This window comes from Rathayibacter sp. AC451, from assembly GCF_979253095.1.
The window spans coordinates 2,337,555-2,364,177 of the sequence record NZ_CEEDBD010000001.1; the positions used below are offsets into that span (position 1 = coordinate 2,337,555).

Here is a 26,623-nt window from a genome sequence, read left to right on the forward strand (position 1 = left end):
CGCGCCGCGGGGGCGCGCCGACCGGGGCGGCGGGCGCGGGGGCGCCGCCGGAGGACGGGGTGGTGCGGAGGTCATGATGGTCCTTCCGTGGATCCGGGTCAGCCCTCTTCGACGACCGCGCGGCCGTCGTCGTAGAACTCCTGCAGCTTCTGCAGGTACTCGTCGGCGGTCTCGTTGCCGTTGGACATCGCCTGCATGTTGTTCTGGATGAAGTCGAGGAGCCCGGGGACCGGGTAGTCCGGGTAGAAGGTCAGGGCGTCGTCCGCGACGAGCTCGTCGAAGCGCGCGGTGAACTCCTGGGTGAGCGGGTCCTCGATGGTGGCGGTGTCGCCCGCCAGCGGGAGCCCGCCCTTCCCGCCGATGAGGTTCTGCACCTCGTCGCTCAGCGTGATGTCGATCCAGTCGGCCGCGAGGTCCTTGTCGCCGGCCTTCGCGGGGATGCCCCAGAGGTGCCCCGACGAGCCCATCGAGAGGTCCGCCCCGGGGAGGGTGAAGTAGCCCCACGGGAACTCGGCCTGCTCGCCGATGCGGGCGAACTCGCCGTTGTTCCAGATGAGCATCGCCGCGTCCTGGCCGAGGAAGTTCACCGTGGCCTGCTCGAACGAGAGCCCCCCGAGGTCCTCACCGACGTACCCCTTCTCGATCCAGTCCTGGAAGCGCTGCGTGCCCGACGCCCACGGGTCCTGGCTGAAGTCGATGTCCTTCCGCAGGAACATGAAGTCGTCGATGGGGGTGCGGTCGTCCCCGGCGGCCTGCGAGACCAGCGAGTACCAGACCCACATCTGGTTGAAGCCCTGACTGGTCGCCGCCGAGCTCGAGATCGGGGTGACACCCTGCGCGAGGAGCTCGTCCATCGCGGCCTCGAAGTCCTCGATCGTGGTCGGCGGCTCGGTGATGCCGGCCTTCGCGAAGAGGTCCTTGTTGTAGTAGAGCATCACGTACTCGCCGATGTTCGGGACGCCGTACCAGTCGCCGGAGCCGGCGTTGCCGCTCTCGTCGTAGCGGGCGAAGGACGACATCCCGCCCGACACCTTCTCGTCCCAGCCGCGCTCCTCGACGAGGTCGGTGATCGGGTCGAGCAGGCCCTGCGCGGCGAGCTGGCCGCCGTCGGAGTTGCCCTTGTTGAACTCGATCACGTCGGGGACGTCGTTGCCGGTCAGCAGGATCTTGGCGTTCTGCCGGATCGCGTCGAAGCTCGTGGTCTGGTAGTCGACCTCGACATCGGGGTGCTGCTCCTCGAAGAGCTCGACCGCGCGCGCCCAGCCCTGACCCTGCGCCGAGTCGGGGTTCTCGTACTGCAGGATCGTGAAGGTCCCGTCGCTCTCGGCTGCTCCGCCGGCGGACGAGCAGGAGACCAGGGTGGTCGCGCTCAGAAGTGCGGCGGCGGCGAGGGCGAGTGCGCGACGGGGTCGTCGGGGGTGTCTCATGCCAGCTTCCTTGCTTTCGTGATGGGGAGGGACTGCCGCGGGCGTGCGCCCATGGCAGGGGTCGGAGGGTCGCCGCAGGCGCGACGACGGGAGGGAGGTGAGCGGGTGATCCTCGGATCAGCAGTGCGGGTCGGCCGGAGGGCGGCGCGAGGGCGCCGGACGACGGCGGCGGGTCAACCCGGCGGCCCGACCGACTCGCGCAGGACGAGCGGGCAGCGCATCAGCCGGTGCTCGTACGGGAGCGAGGACTCGCCGCGGATCCGCAGCACGGCCCGCTCCATCGCCCAGGAGCCCATCTCGGCGTGGGGCAGGGCGACGCTGGTGAGTCCGGGGAGGACCGAGTCGGCGACGGCGATCTGGTTGTCGAAGCCCACGATCGAGAGGTCCTCTGGCACGCGCAGGCCCAGCCGTCCCGCCGCCTGGTAGAACGCGAACGCGAGCCGGTCCGAGAAGCAGAAGACCGCGGTCGGCCGGTCGGAGAGGGAGAGGAGTGCGGTGGCGGAAGGGAATCCGTCGCGCGTCTCCGGACCCGGGGCCGCCACGACGATCGACTCGTCGAGCGCGATGCCCGCGTCGGCGAGCGCCCGCTCGTAGCCGCGGCGGCGCAGGGTGGCGGCGATGTAGCGCTCGTCCGCGACGCCGCAGTAGGCGATGCGGCGGTGCCCCGCCTCGAGGAGGTGCCGGACGGCGTCGTAGCCGCCCTGCTCCTCGTCGGGGACGACGGAGTCGACGTCGGTCCGGTCGGCGGAGCGTCCGTCGAGGACGACGACGGGCACCGACGTCGGCACCAGGGGCAGCTCGACGTCGCGGTGGAACTCGGCAGCGAAGACGAGGGCCTCGATGTCGCGCTGCAGCAGCGACTTGACCGCCGCCGAGTCGAGGTCGTGGTTGCCGCCGGAGTCGATCAGCATGAGCAGGTAGCCGAGCGTCCAGGCGGTGTCCTGCGCGCCGCGCACCATGCCCCCCGCGAACGGGATGCTCGCGACGCCGTCCGAGAGCATGCCGATGGTGTGCGACTTCCGGGTCTTCAGACCGCGGGCCAGGAGGTTGGGCACGTAGCCCATGTCGTCCGCGGTCCTGCGGATCGTCGCCGCGACCGAGGGGTTCACCCGACCGCGGTCGCGGTCGTTGAGGACGAGCGACACGGTCGACGCGGACACGCCCACGTGCCGTGCGATGTCCTTCAGCGTCAGCATCGACACTCCCTCCGTCAAACGATTGATGCGACCGTAAAGTCGTCAATCGCGTTGACGCAACGGACGGAGTCGATCGTGATCGAACTCAGCTTCCGAGGGGGTGCGGCGCCCCGGATCCGACGGCCGAGCGGGTCGATCCGGCACTGCTGACGTGCAGCAGATCGGCGGGCCGGAGCATCCTCGGCCCGGAGCGTGGAGATCCTCGCTCCGTCGACTCACACCACGCTGATCACAACATCCCGACGGACTGCACGTCGGGCACGCACGGCCTGTCCGGGGGTCTGCTCACCACGGATTCCGCACTGCGACGAGGACGAGAGCGGTCATCGTGTCGACCGTGCTGGCGCCCGCGCCCTCCACTCTCGACTTCCACTGAGCGCACGCCTCTTCGCCGGGACCCGTCGACGAGTTCCCGCCGAGTCGAGCGGATCCGACGCCCCGGCGACTCGTTACGCTCACCACATGGGTCGGGGGATCACGAGTGTCAGTGCATCCATCGGGGCCGCGCTGCTGCTGCTCGTCTCGCTGTCAGGATGCGTGACGCCTCGCGAGTCGCCCGACGCTGCCGCGGGAACGACTCCGACGTCTGCAGAACCAGTGCCGGAGCAGCCCGCGCCGGCAGCGACGGTCGAAGCCGACGTGCTGGCTTCAGCTCGACCGACGCCCTCAGCCGCATCGACGTGCGCGCCGATCGAGCTGTACGAGCCGTGGTCGTCCGAACGACCATCGGTGTCGTCGTTGGGTGGGCAGCGCCTGCGCATCCCGTCGGACCAGGGTCCGCGGGAGCACGCGAACGGCGACGTCGTGGCGGACGAGGCCGGCCGACCAGTCGCCTATGTCGTCGCACCCGATGACGTGTGGACCGTCGTGGCTGAGCGTTTCTGCCTCCACGTCGACTACATCAACGCACTCAACCAGGTGCGGCGGAACTCGGCATTCACGTTGTACGCCGGAGACACCCTGAACCTCAGCCCGTACACCGTGACATCGGTCGGATCGGAGAACGGCGAGGTCTCCGACAACAGCCCGCCTGATCCCCTGCCCGAACAGAAGTAGCGTCGACCGTCGCTCGTCCTCGAGGCCGAATCCTGCGGTGCGGACCAGTGCGTCGTCTAAGAGATCGTCGCTCGAGGACCGACCGGATCCTCGATCCCCGGACGCTCACACCCGGTCCGGGTGGTCGGTCCACGCGGCGCGGATGCGGTCCAGGGTCCGCAGCGTCGCGGCGGTGCGGCGCTGGTCCGGCCCCGGATCGGCGCCGCGGACCAGGTCCACGAAGCGGGCCACCTCCGGGGCGAGCAGGTGCGCCGGGGGCGGGATCTCGCGCACCGTCGGCGCGGCGCCGTCGACCGGTCGGACGGTGATCGAGCGGGGCGCGACGACGCGGTCGATCTCCAGCGTGGCGTCCTCTCCTGGATCGTGCTCGACGCGAACGAGGTCGTGATCTTCGAGACGCTCACATCGACGACGACGTCGCCGTAGTCGAGGAGCGCGATCCCCGCGCCGTCGACTCCCCCCGCCACGGCCACGCGCAGGCCGGCGACTCCGCGGGGCTCGCCGAACAGCCCGATCACCGTATTCACGGCGTAGACACCGAGATCGAGGAGGGCCCCGCCGCCGTCCGGGTCGAAGGTCGAGCTGGACTCGCCGCGCAGCACCGCGGGGTACCGGGAGGAGACCTTCTCGAACCGGAACGAGGCGCGACGGAGGCGACCGGCGAGGGGCAGAAGGCGCTCCAGCTCGAGCGTGCCGGGGTCGTAGGCGGATCGAACAGCCTCCATCAGGACGACACCGGCTCGGTCGGCCTGCGCGACGAGGTCCGCCCACGCGGGCGCGTCCGTCACTCCCGGCTTCTCCACCAGGACGTGCTTGCCCTGCTCGATCGCGAGACGCACGTGCTCGGCGTGCAGCCGATTCGGGGTCGCGACGTACACGGCGTCGATGTCGTCGAGCGCCAGCGCGCGCTCGAGATCGGTCGGAGCGGGAACCGCACCGACGCTGTCCGCCAGGATCCTCGCCCGACCCGCGTCGCGGGAGTGCACCGCGTCGACGCGGATCCCGGAGACCACGTCCACCGCGCGGCAGAACCCGGTCGTGATCGTCCCCGTGCCCACGGTCAGTACTCGGATCATCCGCCGGCCCTCCTCACGACCTCGAGGCCGACGTCCGGACCCGGCGTCCGTGCGGTGGGACGCGTCGTGCGACCGTAGGGGCGTCGAACGCGTCGACGCGAGACCCCGTGCCGAGACCCGCCCCGGTGCCGGCTCATGCCCGGGGCCCGCGACCGCGCAGGCGGAGCCGCCGCCACACCCCTCGGAGCCGCTCCGTCCAGCGGTCGGTGAAGTCGTTCGAGAGGGCCAGTGCCTCGGCGCCCGGGTCGGCTCCGGCGCTCGTGTTCCGGATGGCGCGCAGCGCGCGCTCCTCCGGCGTGGGCTCGGGGTTCCGCGGCTCCTCGCCCGGATCGGTGGGCGGCTGCGTCGGGACCATGGCCTCCACCCTAGGCTCGCGCGTTCCTGCGAGCCCGGGCAGAACACCGCCCCGCCGTGGCGACTCCGAGGAAGTTAGGTTAGGTTAACCTTCGCAACCCCGTACCTCCCCTGCCGAAGGACACCAGTGCCCGCCATCCGCACCCCCCGCCGCCTCACCGCCGTCGCCTCGCTCGGCCTCACCGCCCTGCTTCTCACGGCCTGCTCCGGAGGCGCCGACGCCGGCTCCGACTCCGCCCCCTCTGGCGCGTCGGCCGGCTTCCCCGTCACCGTCGAGCACGCCTTCGGCGAGACCACCGTCGAGTCGGCCGACCGCGTCGTCGCCACCAGCTGGACCAACCAGGACGTCGCGCTCGCGCTGGGCGTTGTTCCCGTCGGCTTCGCCCGCGCCTCCTACGGCGACGAGGACGGCGACGGGCTGCTGGCCTGGACGAAGGAGGCCCTCGACGCGAGCGGCGCCGAGACTCCCGAGCTCTTCGACGAGACCGACGGCGTGCCCTTCGAGGCGATCGCCGACCTCGCGCCCGACGTGATCCTCTCGGCCTACTCCGGCATCTCGCAGGAGGACTACGACACGATGTCGCAGATCGCCCCGACCGTCGCGTACCCGGGTCTGCCCTGGGGCACGACGTGGCAGGACTCCGCGAAGCTCGACGGCGCCGCCCTCGGGCTCGCGGACGAGGCCGAGGCGAAGGTCGCCGAGGTCGAGGACGAGATCGCCTCCACGGTGGCCGAGCACCCCTCTCTCGAGGGGACGACCTTCACCTACGGCTGGTACGACCCCACCGACGCCAGCTCCTTCACCTACTACACGCCGAACGACGCGCGAGTGAAGTACGTCGAGGACCTCGGCCTCGAGGTCGCGCCCAGCGTCGTCGAGCTCTCGGGCGACTCCGAGGCGTTCAGCGGCACCCTCAGCTCCGAGAACGCCGACCAGCTCGACGCCGACGTGCTCATCGTCTACGGCGACGAGACCACCTTCGCGGCCCTGCAGGCCGACCCGCTGCTCTCGAAGATCCCGGCCGTCGCGCGCGGCTCGGTCTACGTCCTCACCGACGGCTCGTCCCTCGCGATGGCGACCTCCTCGCCCAACCTGCTGAGCATCCCGTGGGGTCTCGACGAGTACACGGCGGGGATCGCGGCGGCCGCCGACAAGGTGTCGTGAGCACCGGCGCCTCCGCTCCTCCCCGGCGCCCCGCCCGCGACGACACTCGCGGGCGGGGCGCCGCTCGGCGCCTGCGCCCCCTCGGGCTCGGCGCCGTCGTCGTCGCGCTCGCCCTGGCCTCGATCGCCTCGCTCGTCTACGGCTCGCGCGAGATCCCGCTCGCCGAGATCTGGCCGGCGCTCACCGCGCCCGACCCCGCCTCGATCGTCGACGCCGCCGTGCAGAACCGCGTCCCGCGCACCGTGCTCGCTCTGCTGGTCGGCGCCTCCCTCGGGCTCGCCGGGGCGGTCATGCAGGGCATGACCCGCAATCCGCTCGCCGACCCGGGCATCCTGGGGCTGAACGCGGGTGCGTCCCTCGCGGTGGTCCTGGGCATCTCGGTCCTCGGAGTGACGACCCTCCCGCAGTTCGTCTGGCTCGCGTTCCTCGGCGCGGCGGCCGCCGGGGCCTTCGTCTACGCCGTGGCGTCGCTCGGCCGCGACGGAGCGACTCCGCTCACGCTCGCCCTCGCCGGAGCCGCGACCGCCGCCGCGCTCACCTCTCTGATCAGCGCCGTGCTGCTCACGCAGGACGAGACGCTCAACCGCTTCCGCTTCTGGCAGGTCGGCGGCGTCGGCGGCGCCGAGACGACCGGGATCCTGCAGGTGCTGCCGTTCCTCGCCGTCGGCGCGGTGCTCGCGCTCGGCAGCGCGCGCGGCCTGGACGCCCTGGCGCTGGGCGACGACCTCGCGACAGGTCTCGGCCGCCGTGTGGGCCGCATCCGCCTGGTCGCCGGCATCGCCACCGTGCTGCTCTGCGGCGCCGCGACCGCCGTCGCAGGGCCCATCGGATTCATCGGCCTCGTGGTCCCGCACCTCGCGCGCCGGTTGACCGGTCCCGCGCACACGTGGCTGCTGCCCGCCTCCGCCCTGCTCGGCGCCCTGCTCCTGCTCACCGCCGACGTCGTCGGGCGCGTCGTCGCGCGGCCCAGCGACGTCGAGGTCGGCATCGTCACCGCCCTGATCGGAGCGCCCGTGCTGATCGCGATCGTGCGCCGCTCGAAGGTGAGGGCCCTGTGAGTGCTGCCACGTCACTCCGCTCGTCCGGTGACGGTTCCGCAGTGGCGCCGGGCATCATCGCCGGGCGGACCCGGCGCGCCCGCCGCACCGCGTTCGGCTGCGCGGTCCTCGCCGCCGTCGCGCTCGCACTCGTGCTCGTGTCGCTGAGCGTCGGCAACACCTTCTACTCCCCCGTCGAGGTCGTGCGGGTGATCCTCGGCGACACGGTGCCCGGGGCGTCGTTCACCGTCGGCACCCTGCGCCTGCCTCGGACCCTCACCGCGGTGCTGGTCGGCACGGGCTTCGGCATGGGCGGCGTGATCTTCCAGACGCTGCTGCGCAACGCACTCGCCAGCCCCGACATCATCGGCATCACGTCCGGGGCGAGCGCCGCGGCCGTCGTCGCGATCGCGTTCCTCGGGCTGTCGGGCGTCGCCGTCTCGGTGATCGCCGTCGTCGCCGGCCTCCTGACCGCGCTCGCCATCGCCGGGCTGGCGGGGCGGGGCGGAGTCGCGGGGGCGCGCCTGATCCTGATCGGCATCGGGGTGGGCGCGATGCTCCAGAGCGTCATCGCGTACGTGCAGACGCGGGCCGACTTCGAGGACGTGCAGGAGTCGCTGCGCTGGCTGACCGGCAGCCTCAACTCGGCGATGTGGGAGGGCGTGCCGCCGCTCGCGCTGGCGATGCTGGTGCTGGTGCCGCTGGCGCTGCTGCTCTCGGGGCGGCTGCAGGTGCTCCAGCTCGACGACGACTCCGCCACCGCGCTCGGCGCCTCCGTCGGGCGCGACCGCACGGCGCTGCTCGCGGTGGCCGTGGGCCTCGTCTCGGTCGCGACCGCCGCCACGGGGCCGATCGCGTTCATCGCGTTCGTGTCGGGTCCGATCGCCCGGCGCATCGTTCCGGAGGCGCGGTCGCTGCTCGTGCCGTCCGCCCTCGTCGGCGTGGTGGTCGTGCTCGCGGCCGACCTCGTCGCCCAGTACGTCGCGGGGCTCGCCTTCTCGGGCGCCCGCTTCCCCGTCGGAGTGGTGACCGGTGCGCTCGGCGCGCCGTTCCTGCTCTGGCTCCTCGCCCGACGCACCCGCACCGGAGGCACCCTGTGACCGCATCGCCCACGTCCGCGACCCCGGGGTCGCCTCCGCCCACCGCTCGCTCGCGGTCGACGGCGTGACGCTCGCCTACGACGAGCGCGTCGTCGTCGACGGCCTCTCACTCGAGGTGCCGACGGGAGCGATCAGTGTGATCGTCGGAGCGAACGCCTGCGGCAAGTCGACGCTCCTGCGCGCGATGGCGCGGCTGATCACCCCGCGCGCCGGAGCGGTCCTGCTCGACGGGCGGGCGATCCACAGGCTGCCGACCAAGCAGGTCGCGACGCAGGTGGGCCTGCTGCCGCAGACCCCGATCGCGCCGGAGGGCATCGCGGTCTCGGACCTGGTGGCGCGCGGCCGCTACCCGCACCGCGGCTGGTTCGGACGCGGCTCCTCCGCCGACGACGACGCGATCGTCGAGGACGCCCTGCGCGCCACCGGAACCCTCGAGATCGCCGACCGCCCGGTCGACGAGCTCTCGGGCGGCCAGCGCCAGCGCGTCTGGATCGCCCTGGCACTCGCCCAGCGCACCGACGTGCTCCTGCTCGACGAGCCGACCACGTACCTCGACGTCTCGCACCAGATCGAGGTGCTCGACCTGCTCACCGACCTCAATCGCTCGCGCGGCACGACGATCGTGATCGTGCTGCACGACCTGAACCTCGCGGCGCGGTACGCCGATCACCTCTTCGCCGTACGGGCCGGCGCGCTGTACGCCTCGGGCACGCCGGCCGAGGTCGTGACGTCGGAGGTCGTGCGCGCGGTGTTCGGGATGGAGTCGCGGATCATCGAGGACCCGGTCTCGCGCACGCCGCTGGTGCTGCCGATCGGGCGGCACCACTCGGGCTGACGTCCTGGTCCACTCCTCGAAAGTCGTCGTACTCGAGCGCGAGTACGACAACTACTGCGGAGTCGACGCGTCCGCGAGTGCCGGCGGGGCGCATCCGGGGCGCGAGTGGTCGCGGGACGGGGCCTGCTCGGAGTCCGGAGCCCGGCCCGCGTCGACTCGGGCGTGCGGCACGACGCGACTCGACTCGGAACGGGGCTCGGTCCGGGTCCAGAGCCCGCCCCGCGTCGACTCCACCGCGCAGCCCGACCCGAGTGGACTCGAACCGGGGCCCGTCCCGACCCCGGAGCCCGCCCCGCGTCGACTCGGCGGCCGCGAGAACGGAGTGGGACGGCCGCGCTCCCGCTCAGTCCGCGTCCAGCACCACCCGCCCGTCGAGCCCCAGCCGCTCCAGGAACGCCTCGTCGTGGCTCACCACGACCAGCCCGCCCCGCCAGGCCGCGAGCACCTCCACGAGATGGTCGGTCGTCGCCAGATCGAGGTCATTGGTCGGCTCGTCGAGCACGAGGAGCTGCGGAGCCGGCTGCGCGAGCACGAGTCCGGCGAGGGCGGCGCGGAACCGCTCCCCTCCCGACAGGGTCGCCGCCGTCCGGTCGACGATCGCGCCCCGGAGCAGCAGCCGGGCCAGCGCGTTGCGCAGCTCGCCGGCCGGCACGGCGGGGGCCGCGCGCGCGACGTGCTCGAGCACCGTGCGGTCGTCGTCGAGCAGTCCCTCCCGGCGCTGCGGGAGCCGGCCGATCCGGTCGGTGAGCGCGGTGGCGTGCGTGTCGGCGATCGGATGCGGCCGCGCCTCCGCCCGCACGAGCTGCTCGAGCAGCGTGGTCTTGCCCGTGCCGTTCGCGCCGACCACGGCGATCCGCTCGGATCCCTGCAGCACCGTGGTGCGGCCGCGCACCGTGATCTCGGCGAGCCGCCGCCCGGCTGGCACCCCCGGGTCCGGCAGCTCGATGCGGACCGCGTCGTCGTCCCGCACCGCGCGCGACGCGGCGTCGACCTGTTCGCGGGCGCGCGCCTCCGCCTCGCCGTGACCCGAGCGGAGCCGCCCGGCCGTTCCCTCGGCCCTGTTCTTCCGTGCGTTCGCGAGGATCTTCGGCATCGACTCCGCCGATCGGGCGCCCGCCCTCGCCCGCCGCGCGATGGTCGTCTCGGCCTCGATCCGCTGCCGCTTCTCGGCGCGCAGCAGCTGATCGGCGTCGCGCAGATCGCGCTCGGCCGCCGCCCGCTCGACGGCGAGGCGCTCCTCGAAGTCCGAGAACGTGCCTCCGGAGGTGCGGAGCGCACCGCCCCGCAGCTCGGCGATCTCGTCGACGTGCTCGAGCAGCTCGCGGTCGTGGCTGACCACGATCAGCGTGCCGCTCCACCGGTCGACCAGGTCGAGCAGCAGGCCGCGCGACCGCCGGTCGAGGTCGTTGGTGGGCTCGTCGAGCACGGCGATCGGCTTGTTCCGGAGGAGGACGCCCGTCACCGCGGTGAGGACCGCCTGCCCGCCCGAGAGGGTCGCGACGGGCCGACGCAGATCTTCCGGAAGCCCTGCCTCCCCGAGCGCCGCGACCGCCCGGGCGTCGAGGTCCCAGTCGTCGTCGAGCACGTCGAAGTGCCGCGGATCGGCGTCCCCGCCGAGGATCGCGTGCAGGGCGTCGAGCTTCCCGCGGATCCCGAGCAGATCGGCGACGGTGTCGTCGGGCCCGCGCCGGAGCCGCTGCGGCAGCAGGTCGACCGGCCCCGTCGTCGAGACGGAGCCGTGCGTGGGGGCGAGGTCGCCCGTGACGAGCCGGACGAGCGTCGACTTGCCGGCGCCGTTGGCCCCGACGAGCCCGATGCGGCCACGGCCGAACGCGGTGGTGACCCGGTCGAGGACGACGTCGCCGTCGGGCCAGGCGAACGAGCAGTCGGTGAGGACGACGGAGGGTGTGGTGATGGAGGGCACGGTTGCTCCCGGTGATGGTGTGTCGGCGCGCGACGACCACCGGGCTCCCGGCATGCGGGAGCCTCGCCCTCAGCGGGCGGGCACGGGGGTCGTCAGTGCGAGGTCAGCGTCTGCGTCGTGGACGCAGTACCGGTGCTGATGCGCAAAGGACCGTCTTCCGTGCGGGGAGCCCCCGTGTCCGCGAGCCGTCCGGTCGGCCGGTGAGGTGGCCGCACCGACGTCGCGGCTCGCGACGAGGTACTCGAGCACGGTACGCGCGGGGCGCGGGAGGGCGCAAGGTGTGGCGCCGCGACGACGCGCCCCTTCATCGGGCGCGACACCTCTCGGCCGTCCTTTCCGGGATCGGGGGTTCTCCGACCTCCGAGGAACCGGATCCGACCGCTGCGGAGAACCAGCCCCTCGTGGCCGACGCCTCACCTGTAGTCGGCGCTTCACGGCCGGTCGCCGTGCCGATGAGCACCGTCTCGGTGTCGGCCCCGTCGAAGTGCGCCGCGCCGGCTGGAACCCAGAGGAAGGAACCAGCGGGATACCGCTCGAGACACGAGCGGTCGAACGTCTCGCCGTCACCCAGCAGGAGCTCTCCGCGCGCGACGAAGAGATGAGCGGCAGCGCTGTTCGAGTGAGGTGCGTCGAAGAACAGCAGCGGGATCCAGAACGCGTAGGTGAACTGAACGCCCGCGTCCCAAGTGCCGACGAGTTCTGCGCGCAGGAGCGGTGCCGGGTCCGCGATGCTTTCCAGCGACTCGTCCGGGGTCCGCTCTCGCGACGCAACCGACACGATCGGAGGCACGGCGCGCACGGCGCGTGGCAGAACGGAGCAGCGATGCTCGCACGAGCAGTACGACAGTGGTCACCGGATCCGGGCAGCGAATCGGCGGGTTGCCTGAAATCTGAATTGCACTCAAGCAACAGCGCAGCGCAGCGCCTTTCGAGAGCGTCGCCGAAATGCGGAGAGGGCCGGCCCCCGCGGGCGCCGGCCCTCTCCGACCAGCTCGAGCTAGTCTTCAGCACTCTGCCCGCGAAGCAGCCATACGACCCCCCAGACGTGCAGAGCGAGGAACGCGATGAAGAGTCCAATGAATCCGGCGAAGAAGAATGCCGGGTCGGTATCTGCCGATGTGGGATTAGCTAGAGCCCACACCACCTCTGGCAATGCGTATGCGGCCATCAATGACAGCGAAAAAGTCAGCACCAACGGCAACAGGACGGCGATCTTCTTCATCAGCTGACTCTCTTTCTCAAGGGGCGGCAGTCGGCAGTGACGTGGACGGTAGCACCTCAGCAGGCATAGGTGTGCATCGTGTAGTTGAAGCTGTTGTGAATCTGGTGCCACCTGCCATCGCCGCGCACGCGAGCGGGTGCCTGCTTGGTTCCGGCCTCGGTGTACCACCAGGCGCAGGCACCTGGCATGAGCTTGTAGGCGTCGGCGTCCACCATGAACGACTTCGACGACTGGCCGGGCGACAGAGCGGCGATCTTGCCGGACGGCGCTGAGCCGCTCCATGCAGAGCCGACGAACACGGTACGTGTCGAGTCCTTTGCGCTGTGGACGATGCCACACCACCCGAAGCTGCATTCGGAAGCCTGGGCAGAGGTGGCGATGACCGCCCCTGCGCCGAGCACCCCGAAGATCACTGCCGTAGCCGCGGCCACCTTCGTGAAGCGGCTCTCTCTCGAGGGTTTTCTGCTCAAGAACACGCGATTCCCCAATCCCTCAGCGATGTGTTGGTGCTGATGCGAGGAACGCTAACTAAACATGACGACTTCTCATATGAGAGGGGTTTCAGGCAGAACGATGTGGCATGAATGGAGACGCGAGTGGCGCAGGTCGGACAAGAATCGTCACTGCAAGCAGTTTCTCGCCACCGCATTTCTTCACCTCAAGGGGAGAAATCGCGAGATTCTGCCATCGTCTGCCGTGAATTGAGATGCGTCATTCGGCGGCTAGGCGAAGTAGTCCGTCGTCGACTACCGTGGTGGCTCGGTTCGTGCGTTCCAAGCGCATGTGCACCACATCCACTCTCGCAACGCACGGCACTCCCGCACGGAATAAGAGCTGACTGCAGCTCACCACCAGATCGAACGGGTCACCTGTGCGGCGCCATGCCGGCTTGATTCGCCTCGGGCCGATCGGTCACGCCGAATCTTCTCGTCACATCGCAGTGCCTCAGCGGCTCTGCGCGGGGAACAGAAGGGACAGGGCTGCATCGGCTTCGATCGGTCTGTCGACTTCAGACCCGGTTCAAGGCGTCTTCGCCGGGCACTCCTCGCGGCAAGCACCTCAAGAAGACCCCCTGCAGCAACATCTGCGGGCACCCCGTCGCTACTACTGTCATCGAGAGCACGGCCCGCACCGCGCGCGCCGCAGGACGGGGCAGCATGATCGCGATCGATCTCATCGGCAGGACGGCACTGGTCACCGGATCCGGGCAGGGCATCGGGCTGGCGATCGCCGTCGGGCTCGCACGGGCCGGCGCGGACGTGGTCGTCAACGCCCGCTCGCAGGGCTCGATCGACACGGCGGTCGCGGAGGTGCTGCAGCAGGTTCCGGAGGCGACCGTCCGCGGAGTCGCCGCCGACCTCGCCACCGACGACGGCAGCGCGGCGCTGCTCGAGGCCGTTCCGACCGTCGACGTCCTCGTCAACAACCTCGGGATCTTCGGCAGCGCCGATCCGCTGACGATCAGCGACGACGAGTGGCGGCGCTACTTCGAGGTGAACGTGCTGACCGGGGTGCGCCTGACCCGCGCGTACCTGCCCGGCATGATCGAGCGGGGCTGGGGGCGCGTGCAGCACATCGGCAGCGACTCCGCCGTCGCGACGCCGGCCGAGATGATCCACTACGGGGTGTCGAAGACGGCGCTGCTCGGAGTCTCGCGGGGCTTCGCGAAGGCGGCAGCGGGCAGCGGAGTCACGGTGAACAGCGTGCTCGCGGGCCCGACGCACACGGGTGGGGTCGAGGACTTCGTGCGCGAGCTGGTCGACGCGTCGCTCCCGTGGGACGAGGCGCAGCGCGATTTCATGCGGCTGCACCGGCCGAACTCGCTGCTGCAGCGGCTGATCGAACCGGAGGAGATCGCCAACATGGTCGTCTACCTCGCGTCGCCGCTCGCCTCGGCGACCACGGGCGCGGCCGTGCGGGTCGACGGCGGGTACATCGACGCGATCGTGCCGTGACCACCGCCTGACGCACCCCCTCGGCAGCACCTCCGGCTCGCGAGAACCGGTTCGGCTCGTGGAAACCGGTTCGGCTCGTCGGAACCGGCGGGATCTGCGAGCCGAACTCGATTCCGCGAGCTGGACGTGAGACCGGCGCGAACGCGACCGGGGCACGTGCGACCCGCGCGAGCCCTACCCGCGGTCGCTCGCGGACCGATCCGCCCCGACTACGCTACGAACCGGCGCGACCGATCCGCCGGTCCGCCACTCCCCGCCGATGCGCTCCTGCACGAGCGGCGCCGCCGGGTCCTCGAGGCGCGCGAGCAGCGCCTCCACTCCCCTCCGCCCCAGCTCGTGCGCCGGCGAGACGAGCACGTCGAGCTCGGGATCGCCGAAGTCGGCGACATCCGGGGTCGAGGCGAGCAGCACGATCGACACGTCCTCCGGCACGCTCACTCCGCGGTGCCGCAGCTCGTGCGCGAGGCCGAGGGCGATGCCTCCGTCGAACACGAGCACCGCCGTCGCGTCGCCGAGCTCCTCGGCGAGCGCGCGTCCGCCGCGAGCCGACTCCTCGGCCTCGAGCAGCACTCCGGAGAGACCCCGCTCCCCCGACACGCGGCGGAACGTCTCGCGGGCGCGGGCGTTCGCTCCGAAGCCCTCGACACGCTCGGGACCGCCGAGCACCAGGGCGATGCGCTCGTGGCCGAGCGACGACAGGCGCGCGAGCGACTCCTCGACCATGCCCTCGATGTCGATGTCGACCCAGTCGAGGGCGGAGGGGTCGCGCGTGCGCCCGATGAGCGCGAAAGGCGTTCCGGAGGCGCGCAGCACGTCGACCCGGTCGTCGTCGAGGGCCACCTCCATCAGCACCACGCCGTCGACGAGACCGTCGGCGCGGAGGCCGGCGAGGCGCTCGGAGGAGTCGAGCGAGGGCCAGAGCACGATCGAGTAGCCGCGCTCGGCCGCCGCCTCGGCCGCTCCCGCGAAGAAGAGGGTGGCGGTGTTGAGCAGGCGCGGGCGCACCAGCGGGAACACGACCGCGAGGATCATCGAGCGGCGGCGAGCGAGCGCTCGGGCGAGGGCGTGCGGGCGGTAGTCGAGCTCGGCCATCGCGTCGACGACGCGCTGACGCGTCTCGGCGGTCACGGGCTTGGAGTCGTTGACGACGAACGAGACGGTGGCGATCGAGACGCCGGCGCGCTCGGCGACGTCGCGCATGGTCGCCATGGTGCTCCTCCGCTCGTCGCCCCTCGCGGTTGACGAGCGACGGTGACGTCCATCATCCTGGACGTCGCGGTAAAGCGGTTAACCGACCACCGCGACCACGTCAGTGCCGACCAGTGAAGGACCCTCCCGTGACCACTCCCTCCTCCCCCGTCCGCGTACTCGTCTGGGGCGAGAACCGCCACGAGCAGATCGAGGAGGAGGTGCGCGCGATCTACCCCGACGGCATGCACACGACGATCGCCGCGGGCATCTCCGAGAACCTCGGCGAGCGCGCGCAGGTGTCGACCACGACGCTCGACGAGCCCGAGCACGGAATGACCGAGGACGTCCTCGCCGCCACCGACGTGCTCGTCTGGTGGGGGCACGCCGCGCACGGCGAGGTCGCCGACGAGGTCGTCGAGCGCGTGCACCGGCACGTGCTGTCGGGCATGGGACTGCTGGTGCTCCACTCCGGCCACTGGTCGAAGATCTTCGGGAAGCTCATGGGCACGACCTGCACGCTGCGCTGGCGATCGGAGCAGGACCGCGAGCTGGTCTGGACCGTCGACCCGACGCATCCGATCGCCCAGGGCGTGCCCCACCCGTTCGTGATCCCGCAGCAGGAGATGTACGGGGAGTTCTTCGACGTGCCGGCACCCGACGAGCTGGTGTTCCTCTCGACGTTCTCGGGCGGCGAGGTGTTCCGCTCGGGCATGACCTGGAAGCGGGGGCACGGCAAGATCTTCTTCTTCTCGCCCGGCGACCAGGACTACCCCGTGTATCACCACGCCGACGTGCGCCGCGTGATCGCGAACGGAGTGGAGTGGGCGCGGACCGTCCGACCCGAGCGCACGCTTCCGGTGCTGCAGCGCTACGAGACCGAGGACTTCTACACCGGGCACGACTACCAGGGAGCGCTCGTCCGATGAGCGCTCCGGTGCGCATCGTCCAGGTCGGCGCGGGGGCGATGGGGCGCGCGTGGCTGCGCGCGCTGCGCGACTCGGCCGACGTCGAGCTGGTCGGGCTCGTCGACCTCGACACCGCCCTGGCCGAGCAGGCCGCGGCGGAGGAGGGGGTCGCCCCGGTCGCGATCGGCACCTCCGTCGCCGAGGTCGCCGCGCGCTCCGGCGCCGACGCCGTGGTCAACGTGACCGTGCCGCGCGCGCACCTGCCGGTGAGCACCGAGGCGCTGTTCGCCGGTCTGCCGGTGCTCTGCGAGAAGCCGATCGCGCCGACGGTCGCCGAGGCGCTCGTGCTCGCGGCGACCGCCGAGGCCTCCGGGCGACTGCTGATGACGAGCCAGTCGCGCCGGTACTACGCCGCGATCGCCGCGTTCCGCGCGCAGATCGCCGAGCTCGGGACGCTCGGGACCGCGACCGTCGACTTCGCGAAGGCGCCGCACTTCGGCGGGTTCCGCGAGGAGATGCCGCACGTGCTGCTCGTCGACATGGCGATCCACGCGTTCGATGCGGCGCGGTACCTGCTCGACAGCGATCCGGTGTCGGTCTACTGCGAGGAGTACAACCCGGGTTGGAGCTGGTACGCCGACGGCGCCGCGGCGACCGCGGTGTTCGAGTTCGCCGGCGGGCTGCGCTTCACCTACACGGGCAGCTGGTGCGCCGACGGGTTCGAGACGTCGTGGAACGGCAGCTGGCGCGTGAACGGCGCGGGCGGCACGGCCCGCTGGGACGGCGACGGGGCGCCGGAGGTGCAGGCCCGGGAGTCCTCCGAGGTGCGGACGGCGTCGCTCGAGCCGGTCCCGGAGGAGATCCACGGCTCGCTCGCCGAGTTCGTCTCCGCACTGCGCACCGGTGGCACGCCGTCGGGCGAGGTGCACGCGAACGTGCGGAGCCTGGCGATGGTGGAGGCGGCGGTGCGCTCCTCCGAGACGGGCTCGAGGGTGCGGATCGAGGACGTGCTCGAGGGCGCGTACGCGGAGGCGCTGGGACTGGCGCGCGACCAGCGCGTGCGGGAGGCGCTGGGCGCGTGGGGGACGGCGGCCGCGGGCCTCGCGGCGGCCCCTCCCCTGCTGGTCGAGTAGCCGCGCAGCGGCGTATCGAGACCCGCCCTCCTGGGCCACGTAAATCTCGATGCGCCCGCTCCGCGGGCTACTCGATCAGCAGGCCGGAGAGCCCTCGCCTCACAAGTAAGGCTGAGGAGATCGATCCGCCCGGATCGCCGCGCTCAGCCTCAGTTCTGCTGGTCGAGTAGCCGCGCAGCGGCGTATCGAGACCCACCCCCCCCTTGGAGCACAGGGAACTCGAGACGCCCGCTCCGCGGGCTGCTCGATCAGCGAGCCGGAGAGCCCTCGCCCTCACGACTGAGACTGAGGCGGCCGATCCGCGGCCGGGACGCGCAGGCTCGTCGTCACCACGCCTCCCTCCCTCGTGAGGACGACCTCACCGCCCATCGAGCCCGCGGCCGCGCCGAGATCGCGCAGGCCCCGCTCGGACGACGACATGACCGGCCCCGCCGGGATATCCGGCGGGCGCTCGGGTGACGTCACCGCGGCGACCACGCCCCCGCGTTCGTCGATCCGCACGGCGACCCCGAGCGGCCCCTCACCCGCGTACTTCAGGGCGTTGGTCAGTCCCTCCCGGCAGAAGCGCACCAGCACGGCCGTCGTATCGCCGCTGAGCGTGCCGGGATCGCCCTCGATCTGCACGTCGAGCGGCCGCCCCGTGGCCTGCACGCCCGCGAAGAGGCCGTCCAGGCTCGCCGCCGCCTCGGTCGAGCGCGCGTCCGGCGCGGCCCGGAGCGTCGCCGTGAGCGAGTCCACCGCAGCGCGCGTCTGCCGCCGGATGGAGTTCGAGAGCGCCCGCAACTCTTCCTGCGACAGGGAGTCGACGTCGCGCAGCGCTGCGGAGTGCAAGCTCAGAAGAGTCAGCGAGTGCCCGAGGGAGTCGTGGATCTCGGCCGCGATCCGCTCCCGCTCTCCGTCCCGCGAGCGCTCCGCCTCCACCGTGCTCCGGTCGACGGCGGCGAGGAGGCGCTCCTCCGCCGCACGGTCGCTCCGGAGCTTCGCGCCGCCGAGCATGCCCGCGAGGCCGATGACGACCGTGACCGCCATCGAGAAGACGCCGACGAGGATCGACGCGCCGAGGGTCTGCGGAGTCGCCCACCTCACGATGTAGAGCCCGAGCAGGAAGCCGTTGGCGAGGGCACCGGCGAGCACGAACCTCAGTGCGGTCCTGCGCGGCAGGCGCAGTCCCAGCACGACGAGCGCGGTCCACAGTGCCGGAGTGGCGATGGGAGTGAGGGCGGCTCCGACGATCGCGAAGACGCCGGCGGTCCTCGGGTGCCGGCGCTGGACGCCGAGGGGGAGGATCGCGGCGAGGCCGATCACCAGGGTCAGGAGGAGGTTCCAGAGCGGGAGCCGCGGTGCGACGAGAGAGAAGATCGCGAGTCCGAGGACGAGGTTGCCGCTCATCAGCAGCGGACCGGCCGTGCGCCGCTCGAGCCAGGGGGTGGAGGTCATGGTGGGGTTCTCTCGGAGAGTCGTGCGCCGCGGGGGGTCCGGCGAAGGGAGATGCTAGTGGCTGCGCGGGGTCCCTCCGCCCTGCGCAGGCCCGAGACGGGAGAGGACATGGGTGCCGACGACCCCGCTGCACTCCCCGCACCAGGAGTACGGGTGCGCGTCCTCCTCGTCGACGACGACCCGCTCGTGCTCCTCGCTCTCCGCCAGGTGCTCCGCACCGATCCGCTCCTGGAGGTCGTGGGCGCACTCGACGACGGCGAGCTCGTCCTCGCACAGGCGCGGCGGCTGCGTCCGGACGTGGTTCTGCTCGACGTCCGGATGAAGGCGGTCTCGGCCCCGCAGGTGATCGGCCCGCTGCGACGCGCCCTCCCCGGGCTGGGCATCGTCGTGATGTCCTCGTTCCTGGGGGAGCAGGCGGAGGCGGCGGTCCTGCTCGCGGGAGCCGACGCGTTCCTGCCGAAGGTCGCTCCAGTCGCGTCGTTCTCGCAGGTGATCCGCCGCGTGGCGGGAGTCGCCCCCGCACCGGCACCCCGCGCAGCGCTGTCGGCCCGCGAGCGCGAGGTCGCTGCCGCCGTGGCCGCGGGCCGGGGCAACGACGAGATCGCGGTCGCGCTCGGCCTCTCGTCGAGCACCGTCCGCACCTACGTCTCCCGATTGTTCGACAAGGTCGGCGTGCGCACGCGGGTGGAGCTGGCGACAGCGGTCCAGGCGGGGGTCCTGCTCGTCGAGGGCGTGGAGGAGCCGCGCTGAGCGGGGCGCACGCGGACCCGGTCTGCTCCGTCCACCCGTGGCCGGTCGGCGTGAAGACGCCTGTCGACGCTGCGGCACGCCGTCCCGCACCTCCTCCGCCGCCTTCCCGGTGGGCGACGAGCCCGTGAGTGGACGCCCCGCTCGGGGCGTCCAGGGGAGCGGCGGAATCGGGCAGGATGAGGCGATGACGCAGCGGCGGACGTCCACAGCGTTGCCAAGGTGGAGTGCGAGCGCCGACCGCGCGCGACGACGGCGTTCCGGGCTCAGACGATCGCTGCCGGACTGATCGGTGCGGAGGCGTCCGCGCCGGTGGTCACCGACGTCGTCCTCGTCAGGGGCTGGCCGACAGGAAGACGAACAGGGCGGCGATCGGGCCCGCGGGCGAGCTGAACGAGTGGACGAGCGAGAAGAGCACGCTCACGCTCGACAGCGTGGCCCTGGATGCGCGCCGATCGTCATCGCGGTGACGACACCGGTCGGCAGCCGCACCGCCTCCACCCGGTAGGCGCCAGGCTCTCCGAGCGGAGCGTCGAGGCGGACCCGGAGACGGCGGGCGAGGCGGCGGTTCCGTCCATCGAGGGCTCCTCCGCGCCGGATCGGAGGACCTGGCCGCCCGGGTTCCGCCCCGCTGACGGGAGCCAGACGGCCGTGTAGACGCCTGTTGATGCGGCCGGATGCCGTCGATCGCCTCCTCCGTAGCGTTCGGGAAGCGGCTCGGGGTGCGCCGGTACCCGAACGACGCGCACTCCGAGCTCCGCCCTCCGACCCTCGTCGTGATGCCCCTCTCGAGAAAGAGTCCGCCATGCTCCTGCCCGATGCTCCTCTGCCCCGACGCTCCCTCGTCACCGCCGGCATGTGGACGGCCCCGATCGTCGCCGTCGCCCTCGCAACCCCCGCCGCGGCCGCGTCCGGCGAGCCCGTTCCCGAGGCCGAGCGCTGGGAGAACAACCTGTTCCCGCAGTTCGCCCTCGGATCCTCGAACCTCGTCTGGGCCCGGACGACGGTGAACGTGCTCGGTCAAGGACCGCGTCAGGTCCGCCTCTTCAACTACAGCTCCGCGGAGGACGTACCCGCGGGCGCCGCGACCATCACGATCACCGTCGCGCAGACCGCCGGGCCCTCGTTCCCGGCGGGCTCGCTGGTGGTCACCTCGCTGACCGCCCCGGCTGGTCTCCCGGCGCCGCTGGGCGTCACGGGCATCGGCACTTCGACGGTGACCTTCCTCAACCCGCAGGCGATCCTGCGGGACGGCGGATCCGCGGCGTTCGACATCACGTTCCGCGTCGGCACCGGCGTGTCCGGCGTGGGAGCGGCCACCGAGTGGTCGATGACGGTCTCGTCGACAGCCGGCGACGGCACGTACAACCAGGGCCGACTGGGAGCCTGGACCGGTCCGAACACGCTCTGAGCACGCGCTCTGAGCGCCGGACCGCACGGAATCGAGGGCGGGAGCCTCCCTTGGGCGCCGCAGCGGCCGCCGGCGCACTCCCGACCTCGGTTCCGAACGGCGCACCGAGCGCCACGGGTCGGCGCCGGCGGAGCGAGGCCCCCGGCCTCCCGCTCACGGGGCCGCGGACACCTCGCGTTCCCCCGGCGGACACCCGAGAGCGACCCCGCGTTCACCCGGGCCGACCAGCGTGGTCGGGTTCCCTTCGAACCCGCTCAGGAGACCCGTGCCCCGTCCTCATGCCCCCCGTCGCGCCGCCGGCGCCGCGATCGTCCTCACCCTCGCGAGCTGCACGCTCGGAGCCGCCCTGCCCGCCGCGGCGAGCGGCGACTCCTTCTTCACCCGCGTCGCCACCGTGCCCGCGTACCTCAACGCCGCCGACCCGGCCGTCGACTCCGCCGTCGCCGAGATCTCGAGCGCGTCGCCCGACGGCCGCCTCGTCTACTCGACCGACTCGGCCGGCCAGCGCATCAACGTCCTGGACATCAGCGACCCCGAGTCGCCCGAGCCGCTCGGCGGCGTGGGCGTCGGCGGAGAGCCGACCTCGGTCTACGCGACGGGCGAGTACGTCCTCGCGGTCGTCGACACGAGCGACGGCGACTTCGCGAACCCCTCCGGGCACGTGAGGGTCCTGCACGCCTCCGACCTCGCGCCGGTCGCGACGATCGAGCTCGGCGGGCAGCCCGACTCCATCGACGTCACCACCGCCGGCGACACCGCCGTCATCGCGATCGAGAACCAGCGCGACGAGGAGTTCACCCCCGAGGGCGCCGAGGAGGGCGACCTGCCGCAGGCGCCCGCCGGCGAGCTCGTCGTCATGGACCTGGCCGGGGACCCCTCCGCCTGGGTCGCCGAGCACGTCTCGCTCACCGGACTCGCGGGCCTCGACACCCCCGAGGACCCCGAGCCCGAGTACGTCTCGATCAACCCCTCCGACACGGCCGTGGCCGTGACCCTGCAGGAGAACAACGCCGTCGCGATCGTCGACCTGGCCTCGCGCGAGGTGCTCACCTCCTACTCCGCGGGCACCGTCTCGGTCGACGGCATCGACACCCTCGACGACGACACGATCTCGCTCACCGGATCGATCACCGACGTGCCGCGCGAGCCCGACGCCATCGGCTGGGTCGGCGACGCGCACGTCGCGATCGCGAACGAGGGCGACTGGAAGGGCGGCACGCGCGGCTGGTCCATCCTCGACGCGGCCACCGGAGCGGTGCAGTGGGACGCGGGGAACTCCTTCGACCACCTCGCCGTGAGCCTCGGCCTCTACCCCGACAAGCGCTCCGACGCGAAGGGCTCCGAGCCCGAGGGCCTGCTCTCGGCGACCTTCGACGGCGTGCCCTACGTCTTCGTCGGCGCCGAGCGCGCCAACTTCGTCGCGGTCTACGACGTCTCGGACCCCACCGCGCCGCGTCTCGTGCAGGCTCTGCCGTCCACGCCCGGTCCGGAGGGGCTGCTCGCCCTGCCCGAGCGCGACCTGCTCGTCGTCTCGAGCGAGACCGACGACGCCGAGGCCGCTCTGCGCGCCACGGTGCAGCTCTACGGGCTCGGCGCCTCCGCCCCCGCGTTCCCCACTCTCGTCTCGGCCGACGTCGACGGATCGCCGCTGCCCTGGGGCGCCCTCTCTGGCCTCTCGACCGACCCGGCCGACGCCGACCGCCTCTACGCGGTAAGCGACAGCGCCTACGCCCCGAGCACGATCCACTCGATCGACACCTCCGTCACCCCTGCGGTGCTGGACGCGACGACGACCGTCACCGAGGCGGGTGAGCCGGCCGCCCTCGACCTCGAGGGCATCGCGGCGCGCGCCGACGGCGGCTTCTGGGCCGTGACCGAGGGCGCGACCGGACCCGAGAACGCCCTGCTGCGCCTCGACGACTCCGCCGCGGTGCTCGAGCGCATCGCCCTCCCGGCCGAGGTCGCCGACGCACTGGGCTCGCAGGGCTTCGAGGGCGTGACCGTCGAGTCCGGAACGGACGGCGAGATCGTCTGGACCGCGCTGCAGCGCGAGGCCTCGATCGACGCGGACGGAGTGGTGCGCCTGGGCCGCTACGACGTCGCCGTCGGGACCTGGAGCTTCTTCGGCTACCCGCTCGAGGCTCCGTCCGGAGTCGAGGGCGACTGGAACGGACTGTCCGAGATCACGCTGACCCCGGCGGGCACGCTCGCCGTGATCGAGCGCGACAAGCGCAACGGTCCGGATGCGTCGCTCAAGGCCGTCTACACGGTCCCGCTGCCCACGGGCGCGGGTGCCGCGGTCGGCGAGGAGCTGCCGGTGCTCGAGAAGACGCTCGCAGCCGACGTGCTGCCGGCGCTCGAGGCGGGCAACGGCTGGACCCAGGAGAAGCTCGAGGGGCTCGGCATCACGGGCGCGGGCGAGGTCTTCGTGGTCACGGACAACGACGCAGTCGACGACGCGAACGGCGAGACCGTGCTGGCGTCGCTCGGCTCGGCGGAGTCGGTGTTCGGCACGGCGGTCACGCCCGAGCCGACGCCGGTGCCGACGGGAGAGCCCACGGCGGAGCCCACGGTCGCGCCGACCACCGCGCCGACGGCGGAGCCCACCCCGGCGCCGACCGCGCAGCCGACGGTCGCCCCGACCGCGGCCCCCACCGCCGCGCCGGCCCCGCACGCCACCACCCCGGCCGCCGCCGTGCCGCCGCGCACCCCCGCGAAGCCGACCGGCGGACTCGCCAGCACCGGCGTCGAGGGCGGCTGGCTCTCGGCCGCGGCCCTCGGCCTGCTGGCCGCCGGCGCCGTCGCACTCGGACTCGGACGCCGCCGCTCCGCGCGCTGACAGCACTGAGCCGAGGAGCCGGCCCCCGCGAGACGCCCTGCGCGTCCCCGGGGGTCGGCTCCTCCGTCGTGGAGGCGCCGCTTCGGCCGAGACCCGCGCAGAACATCAGCTGAGAGAGGGGTCTGTCGCCTGACAGCCGAGAGACCCCTCTCTCAGCCGACGTTCCGCAGCACGCCTCCACCGCCCCCGTAGTCTGGAGCCCCCGCCCGGTCGCGGGTCCCCCGATCGAAGAGGCCGCCCCAGCGTGAACGTCCGCGAGCTCCTCACCCATCCCGAGCTCCAGCTGACCCTGGTGACCGGCGACGAGGTGCAGCTCTCCCGAGCGATCTCGGGCACCTACACGATCGACCTCCCCGATCCCGGCCGCTTCCTCTCCCCCGGCGACGTCGTGCTCACGAGCGCGCTGTGGACCTCCGGGCGCGAGAGCGTCGAGCGGTTCGTCGGCCAGGTCGCCGACCGCGGAGTCGTGGCGATCGTCGTCGGCCTCATCGCCGTCGGCACGCTGCCCGCCGGCATGGCCGAGATCTGCCGTCGGCACGGAGTCGCGCTGCTGACGGTCTCGCCCGAGGTGTCGTTCAAGACGATCGGCCAGACCGTCGCAGGGGTGCTCGCGCAGGCCGATCTACCCACGCTCGGCCGCGACGCCCGCTTCGCCCGGCGGCTGCTCCAGGACCTCGCCGCGGGCGAGGGCGTGCACGCCGCCCTCCGCGCCTTCTTCGAGGAGTTCGCGCACGGCAGCTGGGCGATCGACCGCGCGGGCACGCTCGTCGCGTCGGCGGGCGGCATGCCGTCCCCCGCCGAGTCCGGATCCGCGTGGGACGCCTCGCTCGCCTCCTCCGACGACCGCTGGGACGTCGCGCCCGGCAGCCGCACCCTGTCCCGCAAGGCCCTGTTCTCCTCCTCCGGCGAACGGCTCGGCGTGCTCGTGGTGACCGGCGATCAGAGGGGCTGGTCGGAGGAGTCGGCCGACGCCGCCGACCTGCTCGCCAGCACCGTCGCCGGTCGCCTCGCGCTCGCCCGCCGCCGCGAGCAGGAGGCGGCGGAACCGCTGATCGACCTGCTGCGCGCCGTCGAGAACGACGAGCTGCCGGACGGCGAGGTCTCGGTGCGGCTGCGCCTGCTCGGAGCACGGCTCGGAGCGCCGCTGCGGGTGGTGCTCGCCCGCTCGGACGATCCGTCGCTCCCTCCCGAGGCTCTGCTGCGGCCGTTGCGCGAGGCGGGCGAGCGCGAGCACGCTCTGACCCTCGGTGGTGTGCTCGACGGAGGCGCGGTGCTGCTCCTGGGCGATCCGCACGACGAGGAGAGGCAGTCGGGGCCCGCCCTCCGCGCCGCCGTCGAGGCCGAGCCGTGGCTCCTGCGAGGACGTCGGGTGTCGATCGGCGTCGGTGACGGCTCCCGCTCCGTCGGGCAGCTCGGAGCCTCCCTGCTCGCCGCCCGCGCCCGGGCGACCGCGGCCGCCGACTCCTCCGCAGACCCCGTCACGGTGCTCGCGCACACGGTGCCGGTCTCGAGCGGTGCTCTGCTCGAGCTGATCTCGCCGCGCACCCGCGCCGCCTTCGCCCGCGAGGTGCTCGGCGAGCTGGTCCGCTACGACGACGAGCACCGCTCCGACATGGTCGAGACCCTTCGCGTGTTCCTCGAGAGCGGAGGCGCGTGGCGCCGGGCCGCGGACCTCCTGCACCTGCACGCCAGCACGCTCCGCTACCGGGTGCAGCGCATCGAGGCGCTGACCGGCCGCGACCTCGGCTCGATGTCCGACCGCGTCGACCTGCACCTGGCGCTGCGGTACCTCTGAGCGGCGCCGACGCGAGTCGGAGGCTGTCCATCGCGACCAGCTCGCAAGCCGCGTGGGCCTGCTGGTGCCGGTAGAGCGTCGCACGGCTCCACCTCACGAGACGGGCAGCGTCCTCGGCGGTGCGGCCGCGTGCTCGCGCGTCCGAGGCGATCGCGAGCTTGACCGCAATCACGACCGGATCTGACAGAGGCCTACTGAACTGGGCGCCGTTCGCGCGGGCGGCCGCGATACCGGCGTTGACCCGTTCGACGATCAGTTCGCGCTCGTACTCCGCGAGCGTGGCAAGCATGTTCAGCATCAACCGGCCCGTCGACGTCGGCGGATCGATGCCGTCAGAAATCGTCCGGACCTGCACACCGCGCTCGCGCAGCAGGTTCACCGTGTTCAGCACGTCGATCAGGGAGCGGCCAGCCGGTCGACTCGCCACACGACGACGGTGTCCCCGTCCTCGGCCTACTCGAGGAGCTTCTTCATCCCGGTCCGCTCGATCGCGGTCTTGCTCCCCGAGGTGACGTCCGCGAACACGTCGCGCTTCTGCACCCCCGCTGCGACGAGCGCGTCGAGCTGCAACCGCGCGTCCTGACTCGACGTGCTCATACCTGTATGGCCGAGAAGCCTCACGACCTCGTTCTGACTCGGAAACACCCGCCGCGCCTCTTCCTGAGACGAGACGCGGCAAGAGGTCTTTCCAAGACAGCAGACCTTCCGAGAACCCGGACCCGCCGAGAGCGAAACGACCGCTGAACGGTGCGTCTCGAAAAGCTAATGGTTTCCGGGCAGCCAAGGACAAGGTCCCCCTTCCCTGAACAGGGGGTCGG

The 26,623-nt window shown here is 72.2% G+C and carries 22 protein-coding genes and 1 pseudogene; 12 read left to right on the forward strand and 11 right to left on the reverse strand.

Features of this window, described 5'->3' with window-relative positions; all coding sequences use genetic code 11:
* Window positions 1-98: 98 nt before the first annotated feature.
* Both AC0CID_RS11220 and AC0CID_RS11225 read right to left on the reverse strand, forming a co-directional pair.
* Window positions 99-1,427 (reverse strand): ABC transporter substrate-binding protein, encoded by a 1,329-nt coding sequence (locus tag AC0CID_RS11220; RefSeq protein ID WP_465226868.1) that lies wholly within the window; start codon window positions 1,425-1,427, stop codon window positions 99-101.
* A 173-nt stretch (window positions 1,428-1,600) separates the two neighbouring features.
* On the reverse strand, window positions 1,601-2,623 hold the full coding sequence (locus AC0CID_RS11225; RefSeq protein ID WP_465226869.1) for a LacI family DNA-binding transcriptional regulator: 1,023 nt from the start codon (window positions 2,621-2,623) through the stop codon (window positions 1,601-1,603).
* A gap of 462 nt (window positions 2,624-3,085) precedes the next feature.
* On the opposite strand from AC0CID_RS11225, the gene AC0CID_RS11230 reads away from it, so the two are divergent.
* Window positions 3,086-3,679: a hypothetical protein gene (locus tag AC0CID_RS11230; protein WP_207406763.1), complete on the forward strand. Its 594-nt coding sequence runs from the start codon at window positions 3,086-3,088 to the stop codon at window positions 3,677-3,679.
* Window positions 3,680-3,735: 56 nt separating this feature from the next.
* Here the strand turns inward: AC0CID_RS11230 and AC0CID_RS11235 are convergent, their stop codons facing one another.
* On the reverse strand, window positions 3,736-4,755 hold the full coding sequence (locus AC0CID_RS11235; protein WP_465226870.1) for a Gfo/Idh/MocA family protein: 1,020 nt from the start codon (window positions 4,753-4,755) through the stop codon (window positions 3,736-3,738).
* 133 nt (window positions 4,756-4,888) lie between these two features.
* The gene (locus tag AC0CID_RS11240; protein WP_465226871.1) at window positions 4,889-5,110 is read right to left on the reverse strand and encodes a hypothetical protein; all 222 of its coding nucleotides are present in this window, start codon (window positions 5,108-5,110) and stop codon (window positions 4,889-4,891) included.
* Between the two features lie 126 nt (window positions 5,111-5,236).
* On the opposite strand from AC0CID_RS11240, the gene AC0CID_RS11245 reads away from it, so the two are divergent.
* The 4 genes from AC0CID_RS11245 to AC0CID_RS11260 all read left to right on the forward strand — a co-directional run bounded on the left by AC0CID_RS11245 (window position 5,237) and on the right by AC0CID_RS11260 (window position 9,246).
* Window positions 5,237-6,274, forward strand: a complete 1,038-nt coding sequence (locus tag AC0CID_RS11245) for an iron-siderophore ABC transporter substrate-binding protein (protein ID WP_465226872.1) — start codon at window positions 5,237-5,239, stop codon at window positions 6,272-6,274.
* Entirely contained in the window at window positions 6,271-7,332 is a 1,062-nt protein-coding gene (locus AC0CID_RS11250) for a FecCD family ABC transporter permease (protein ID WP_465226873.1), read from the forward strand. Before AC0CID_RS11245 ends, AC0CID_RS11250 begins: the two co-directional genes overlap by 4 nt.
* A 41-nt stretch (window positions 7,333-7,373) precedes the next feature.
* Window positions 7,374-8,411 (forward strand): FecCD family ABC transporter permease, encoded by a 1,038-nt coding sequence (locus AC0CID_RS11255; RefSeq protein WP_465226874.1) that lies wholly within the window; start codon window positions 7,374-7,376, stop codon window positions 8,409-8,411.
* 64 nt (window positions 8,412-8,475) lie between these two features.
* On the forward strand, window positions 8,476-9,246 hold the full coding sequence (locus AC0CID_RS11260) for an ABC transporter ATP-binding protein (RefSeq protein ID WP_465226875.1): 771 nt from the start codon (window positions 8,476-8,478) through the stop codon (window positions 9,244-9,246).
* Between the two features lie 343 nt (window positions 9,247-9,589).
* On the opposite strand, the gene AC0CID_RS11265 is transcribed toward AC0CID_RS11260, so the two are convergent.
* From AC0CID_RS11265 to AC0CID_RS11280, 4 genes are all read right to left on the reverse strand, one after another.
* The gene (locus AC0CID_RS11265; protein ID WP_465226876.1) at window positions 9,590-11,170 is read right to left on the reverse strand and encodes an ATP-binding cassette domain-containing protein; all 1,581 of its coding nucleotides are present in this window, start codon (window positions 11,168-11,170) and stop codon (window positions 9,590-9,592) included.
* A 304-nt stretch (window positions 11,171-11,474) separates the two neighbouring features.
* Entirely contained in the window at window positions 11,475-11,960 is a 486-nt protein-coding gene (locus AC0CID_RS11270) for a cupin domain-containing protein (RefSeq protein WP_465226877.1), read from the reverse strand.
* Between the two features lie 207 nt (window positions 11,961-12,167).
* Window positions 12,168-12,392 (reverse strand): hypothetical protein, encoded by a 225-nt coding sequence (locus AC0CID_RS11275; RefSeq protein ID WP_207406753.1) that lies wholly within the window; start codon window positions 12,390-12,392, stop codon window positions 12,168-12,170.
* Window positions 12,393-12,448: 56 nt separating this feature from the next.
* On the reverse strand, window positions 12,449-12,805 hold the full coding sequence (locus tag AC0CID_RS11280; RefSeq protein ID WP_465226878.1) for a hypothetical protein: 357 nt from the start codon (window positions 12,803-12,805) through the stop codon (window positions 12,449-12,451).
* Between the two features lie 747 nt (window positions 12,806-13,552).
* Between AC0CID_RS11280 and AC0CID_RS11285 the strand changes: the two genes are divergently transcribed.
* Window positions 13,553-14,347: an SDR family NAD(P)-dependent oxidoreductase gene (locus AC0CID_RS11285; protein WP_465228090.1), complete on the forward strand. Its 795-nt coding sequence runs from the start codon at window positions 13,553-13,555 to the stop codon at window positions 14,345-14,347.
* A gap of 174 nt (window positions 14,348-14,521) precedes the next feature.
* Here the strand turns inward: AC0CID_RS11285 and AC0CID_RS11290 are convergent, their stop codons facing one another.
* Complete coding sequence (locus tag AC0CID_RS11290) at window positions 14,522-15,556, reverse strand: LacI family DNA-binding transcriptional regulator (protein ID WP_465226879.1); 1,035 nt, start codon at window positions 15,554-15,556, stop codon at window positions 14,522-14,524.
* A gap of 128 nt (window positions 15,557-15,684) precedes the next feature.
* On the opposite strand from AC0CID_RS11290, the gene AC0CID_RS11295 reads away from it, so the two are divergent.
* Together AC0CID_RS11295 and AC0CID_RS11300 are read left to right on the forward strand one after the other, a co-directional pair.
* Window positions 15,685-16,464 (forward strand): ThuA domain-containing protein, encoded by a 780-nt coding sequence (locus tag AC0CID_RS11295; protein WP_465226880.1) that lies wholly within the window; start codon window positions 15,685-15,687, stop codon window positions 16,462-16,464.
* Window positions 16,461-17,576: a Gfo/Idh/MocA family protein gene (locus AC0CID_RS11300; RefSeq protein ID WP_465226881.1), complete on the forward strand. Its 1,116-nt coding sequence runs from the start codon at window positions 16,461-16,463 to the stop codon at window positions 17,574-17,576. The genes AC0CID_RS11295 and AC0CID_RS11300 overlap by 4 nt, the downstream gene beginning before the upstream one ends.
* A gap of 273 nt (window positions 17,577-17,849) precedes the next feature.
* On the opposite strand, the gene AC0CID_RS11305 is transcribed toward AC0CID_RS11300, so the two are convergent.
* Window positions 17,850-19,013 carry a sensor histidine kinase gene (locus AC0CID_RS11305; RefSeq protein ID WP_465226882.1) on the reverse strand — a complete coding sequence of 388 codons (1,164 nt, stop codon included), beginning with the start codon at window positions 19,011-19,013 and terminating at the stop codon, window positions 17,850-17,852.
* A 153-nt stretch (window positions 19,014-19,166) separates the two neighbouring features.
* Here AC0CID_RS11305 and AC0CID_RS11310 point away from each other — a divergent pair, with 153 nt between their 5' ends.
* From AC0CID_RS11310 to AC0CID_RS11325, 4 genes are all read left to right on the forward strand, one after another.
* Entirely contained in the window at window positions 19,167-19,763 is a 597-nt protein-coding gene (locus AC0CID_RS11310; protein WP_465226883.1) for a response regulator, read from the forward strand.
* An 802-nt stretch (window positions 19,764-20,565) separates the two neighbouring features.
* Window positions 20,566-21,171: a hypothetical protein gene (locus tag AC0CID_RS11315; protein WP_465226884.1), complete on the forward strand. Its 606-nt coding sequence runs from the start codon at window positions 20,566-20,568 to the stop codon at window positions 21,169-21,171.
* Window positions 21,172-21,436: 265 nt separating this feature from the next.
* Window positions 21,437-24,010 (forward strand): esterase-like activity of phytase family protein, encoded by a 2,574-nt coding sequence (locus AC0CID_RS11320; RefSeq protein WP_465226885.1) that lies wholly within the window; start codon window positions 21,437-21,439, stop codon window positions 24,008-24,010.
* A gap of 244 nt (window positions 24,011-24,254) precedes the next feature.
* A complete protein-coding gene (locus tag AC0CID_RS11325) occupies window positions 24,255-25,805 on the forward strand; it encodes a PucR family transcriptional regulator (RefSeq protein ID WP_465226886.1) in 1,551 nt (516 codons plus the stop codon).
* 55 nt (window positions 25,806-25,860) lie between these two features.
* On the opposite strand, the pseudogene AC0CID_RS11330 reads toward AC0CID_RS11325, so the two are convergent.
* Window positions 25,861-26,426: pseudogene (locus tag AC0CID_RS11330) on the reverse strand (recombinase family protein); the annotation flags it as partial.
* Between the last annotated feature and the right edge of the window lie 197 nt (window positions 26,427-26,623).

What these genes read in the sequence shown, in the direction of transcription:
- AC0CID_RS11290 (WP_465226879.1), bottom strand. Translation starts at nt 15,556, where the DNA reads ATGGCGACCATGCGCGACGTCGCCGAGCGCGCCGGCGTCTCGATCGCC.
- AC0CID_RS11230 (WP_207406763.1), top strand. Translation starts at nt 3,086, where the DNA reads ATGGGTCGGGGGATCACGAGTGTCAGTGCATCCATCGGGGCCGCGCTG.
- AC0CID_RS11235 (WP_465226870.1), bottom strand. Translation starts at nt 4,755, where the DNA reads ATGATCCGAGTACTGACCGTGGGCACGGGGACGATCACGACCGGGTTC.
- AC0CID_RS11305 (WP_465226882.1), bottom strand. Translation starts at nt 19,013, where the DNA reads ATGACCTCCACCCCCTGGCTCGAGCGGCGCACGGCCGGTCCGCTGCTG.
- AC0CID_RS11300 (WP_465226881.1), top strand. Translation starts at nt 16,461, where the DNA reads ATGAGCGCTCCGGTGCGCATCGTCCAGGTCGGCGCGGGGGCGATGGGG.
- AC0CID_RS11315 (WP_465226884.1), top strand. Translation starts at nt 20,566, where the DNA reads ATGCTCCTGCCCGATGCTCCTCTGCCCCGACGCTCCCTCGTCACCGCC.
- AC0CID_RS11220 (WP_465226868.1), bottom strand. Translation starts at nt 1,427, where the DNA reads ATGAGACACCCCCGACGACCCCGTCGCGCACTCGCCCTCGCCGCCGCC.
- AC0CID_RS11225 (WP_465226869.1), bottom strand. Translation starts at nt 2,623, where the DNA reads ATGCTGACGCTGAAGGACATCGCACGGCACGTGGGCGTGTCCGCGTCG.
- AC0CID_RS11275 (WP_207406753.1), bottom strand. Translation starts at nt 12,392, where the DNA reads ATGAAGAAGATCGCCGTCCTGTTGCCGTTGGTGCTGACTTTTTCGCTG.
- AC0CID_RS11240 (WP_465226871.1), bottom strand. Translation starts at nt 5,110, where the DNA reads ATGGTCCCGACGCAGCCGCCCACCGATCCGGGCGAGGAGCCGCGGAAC.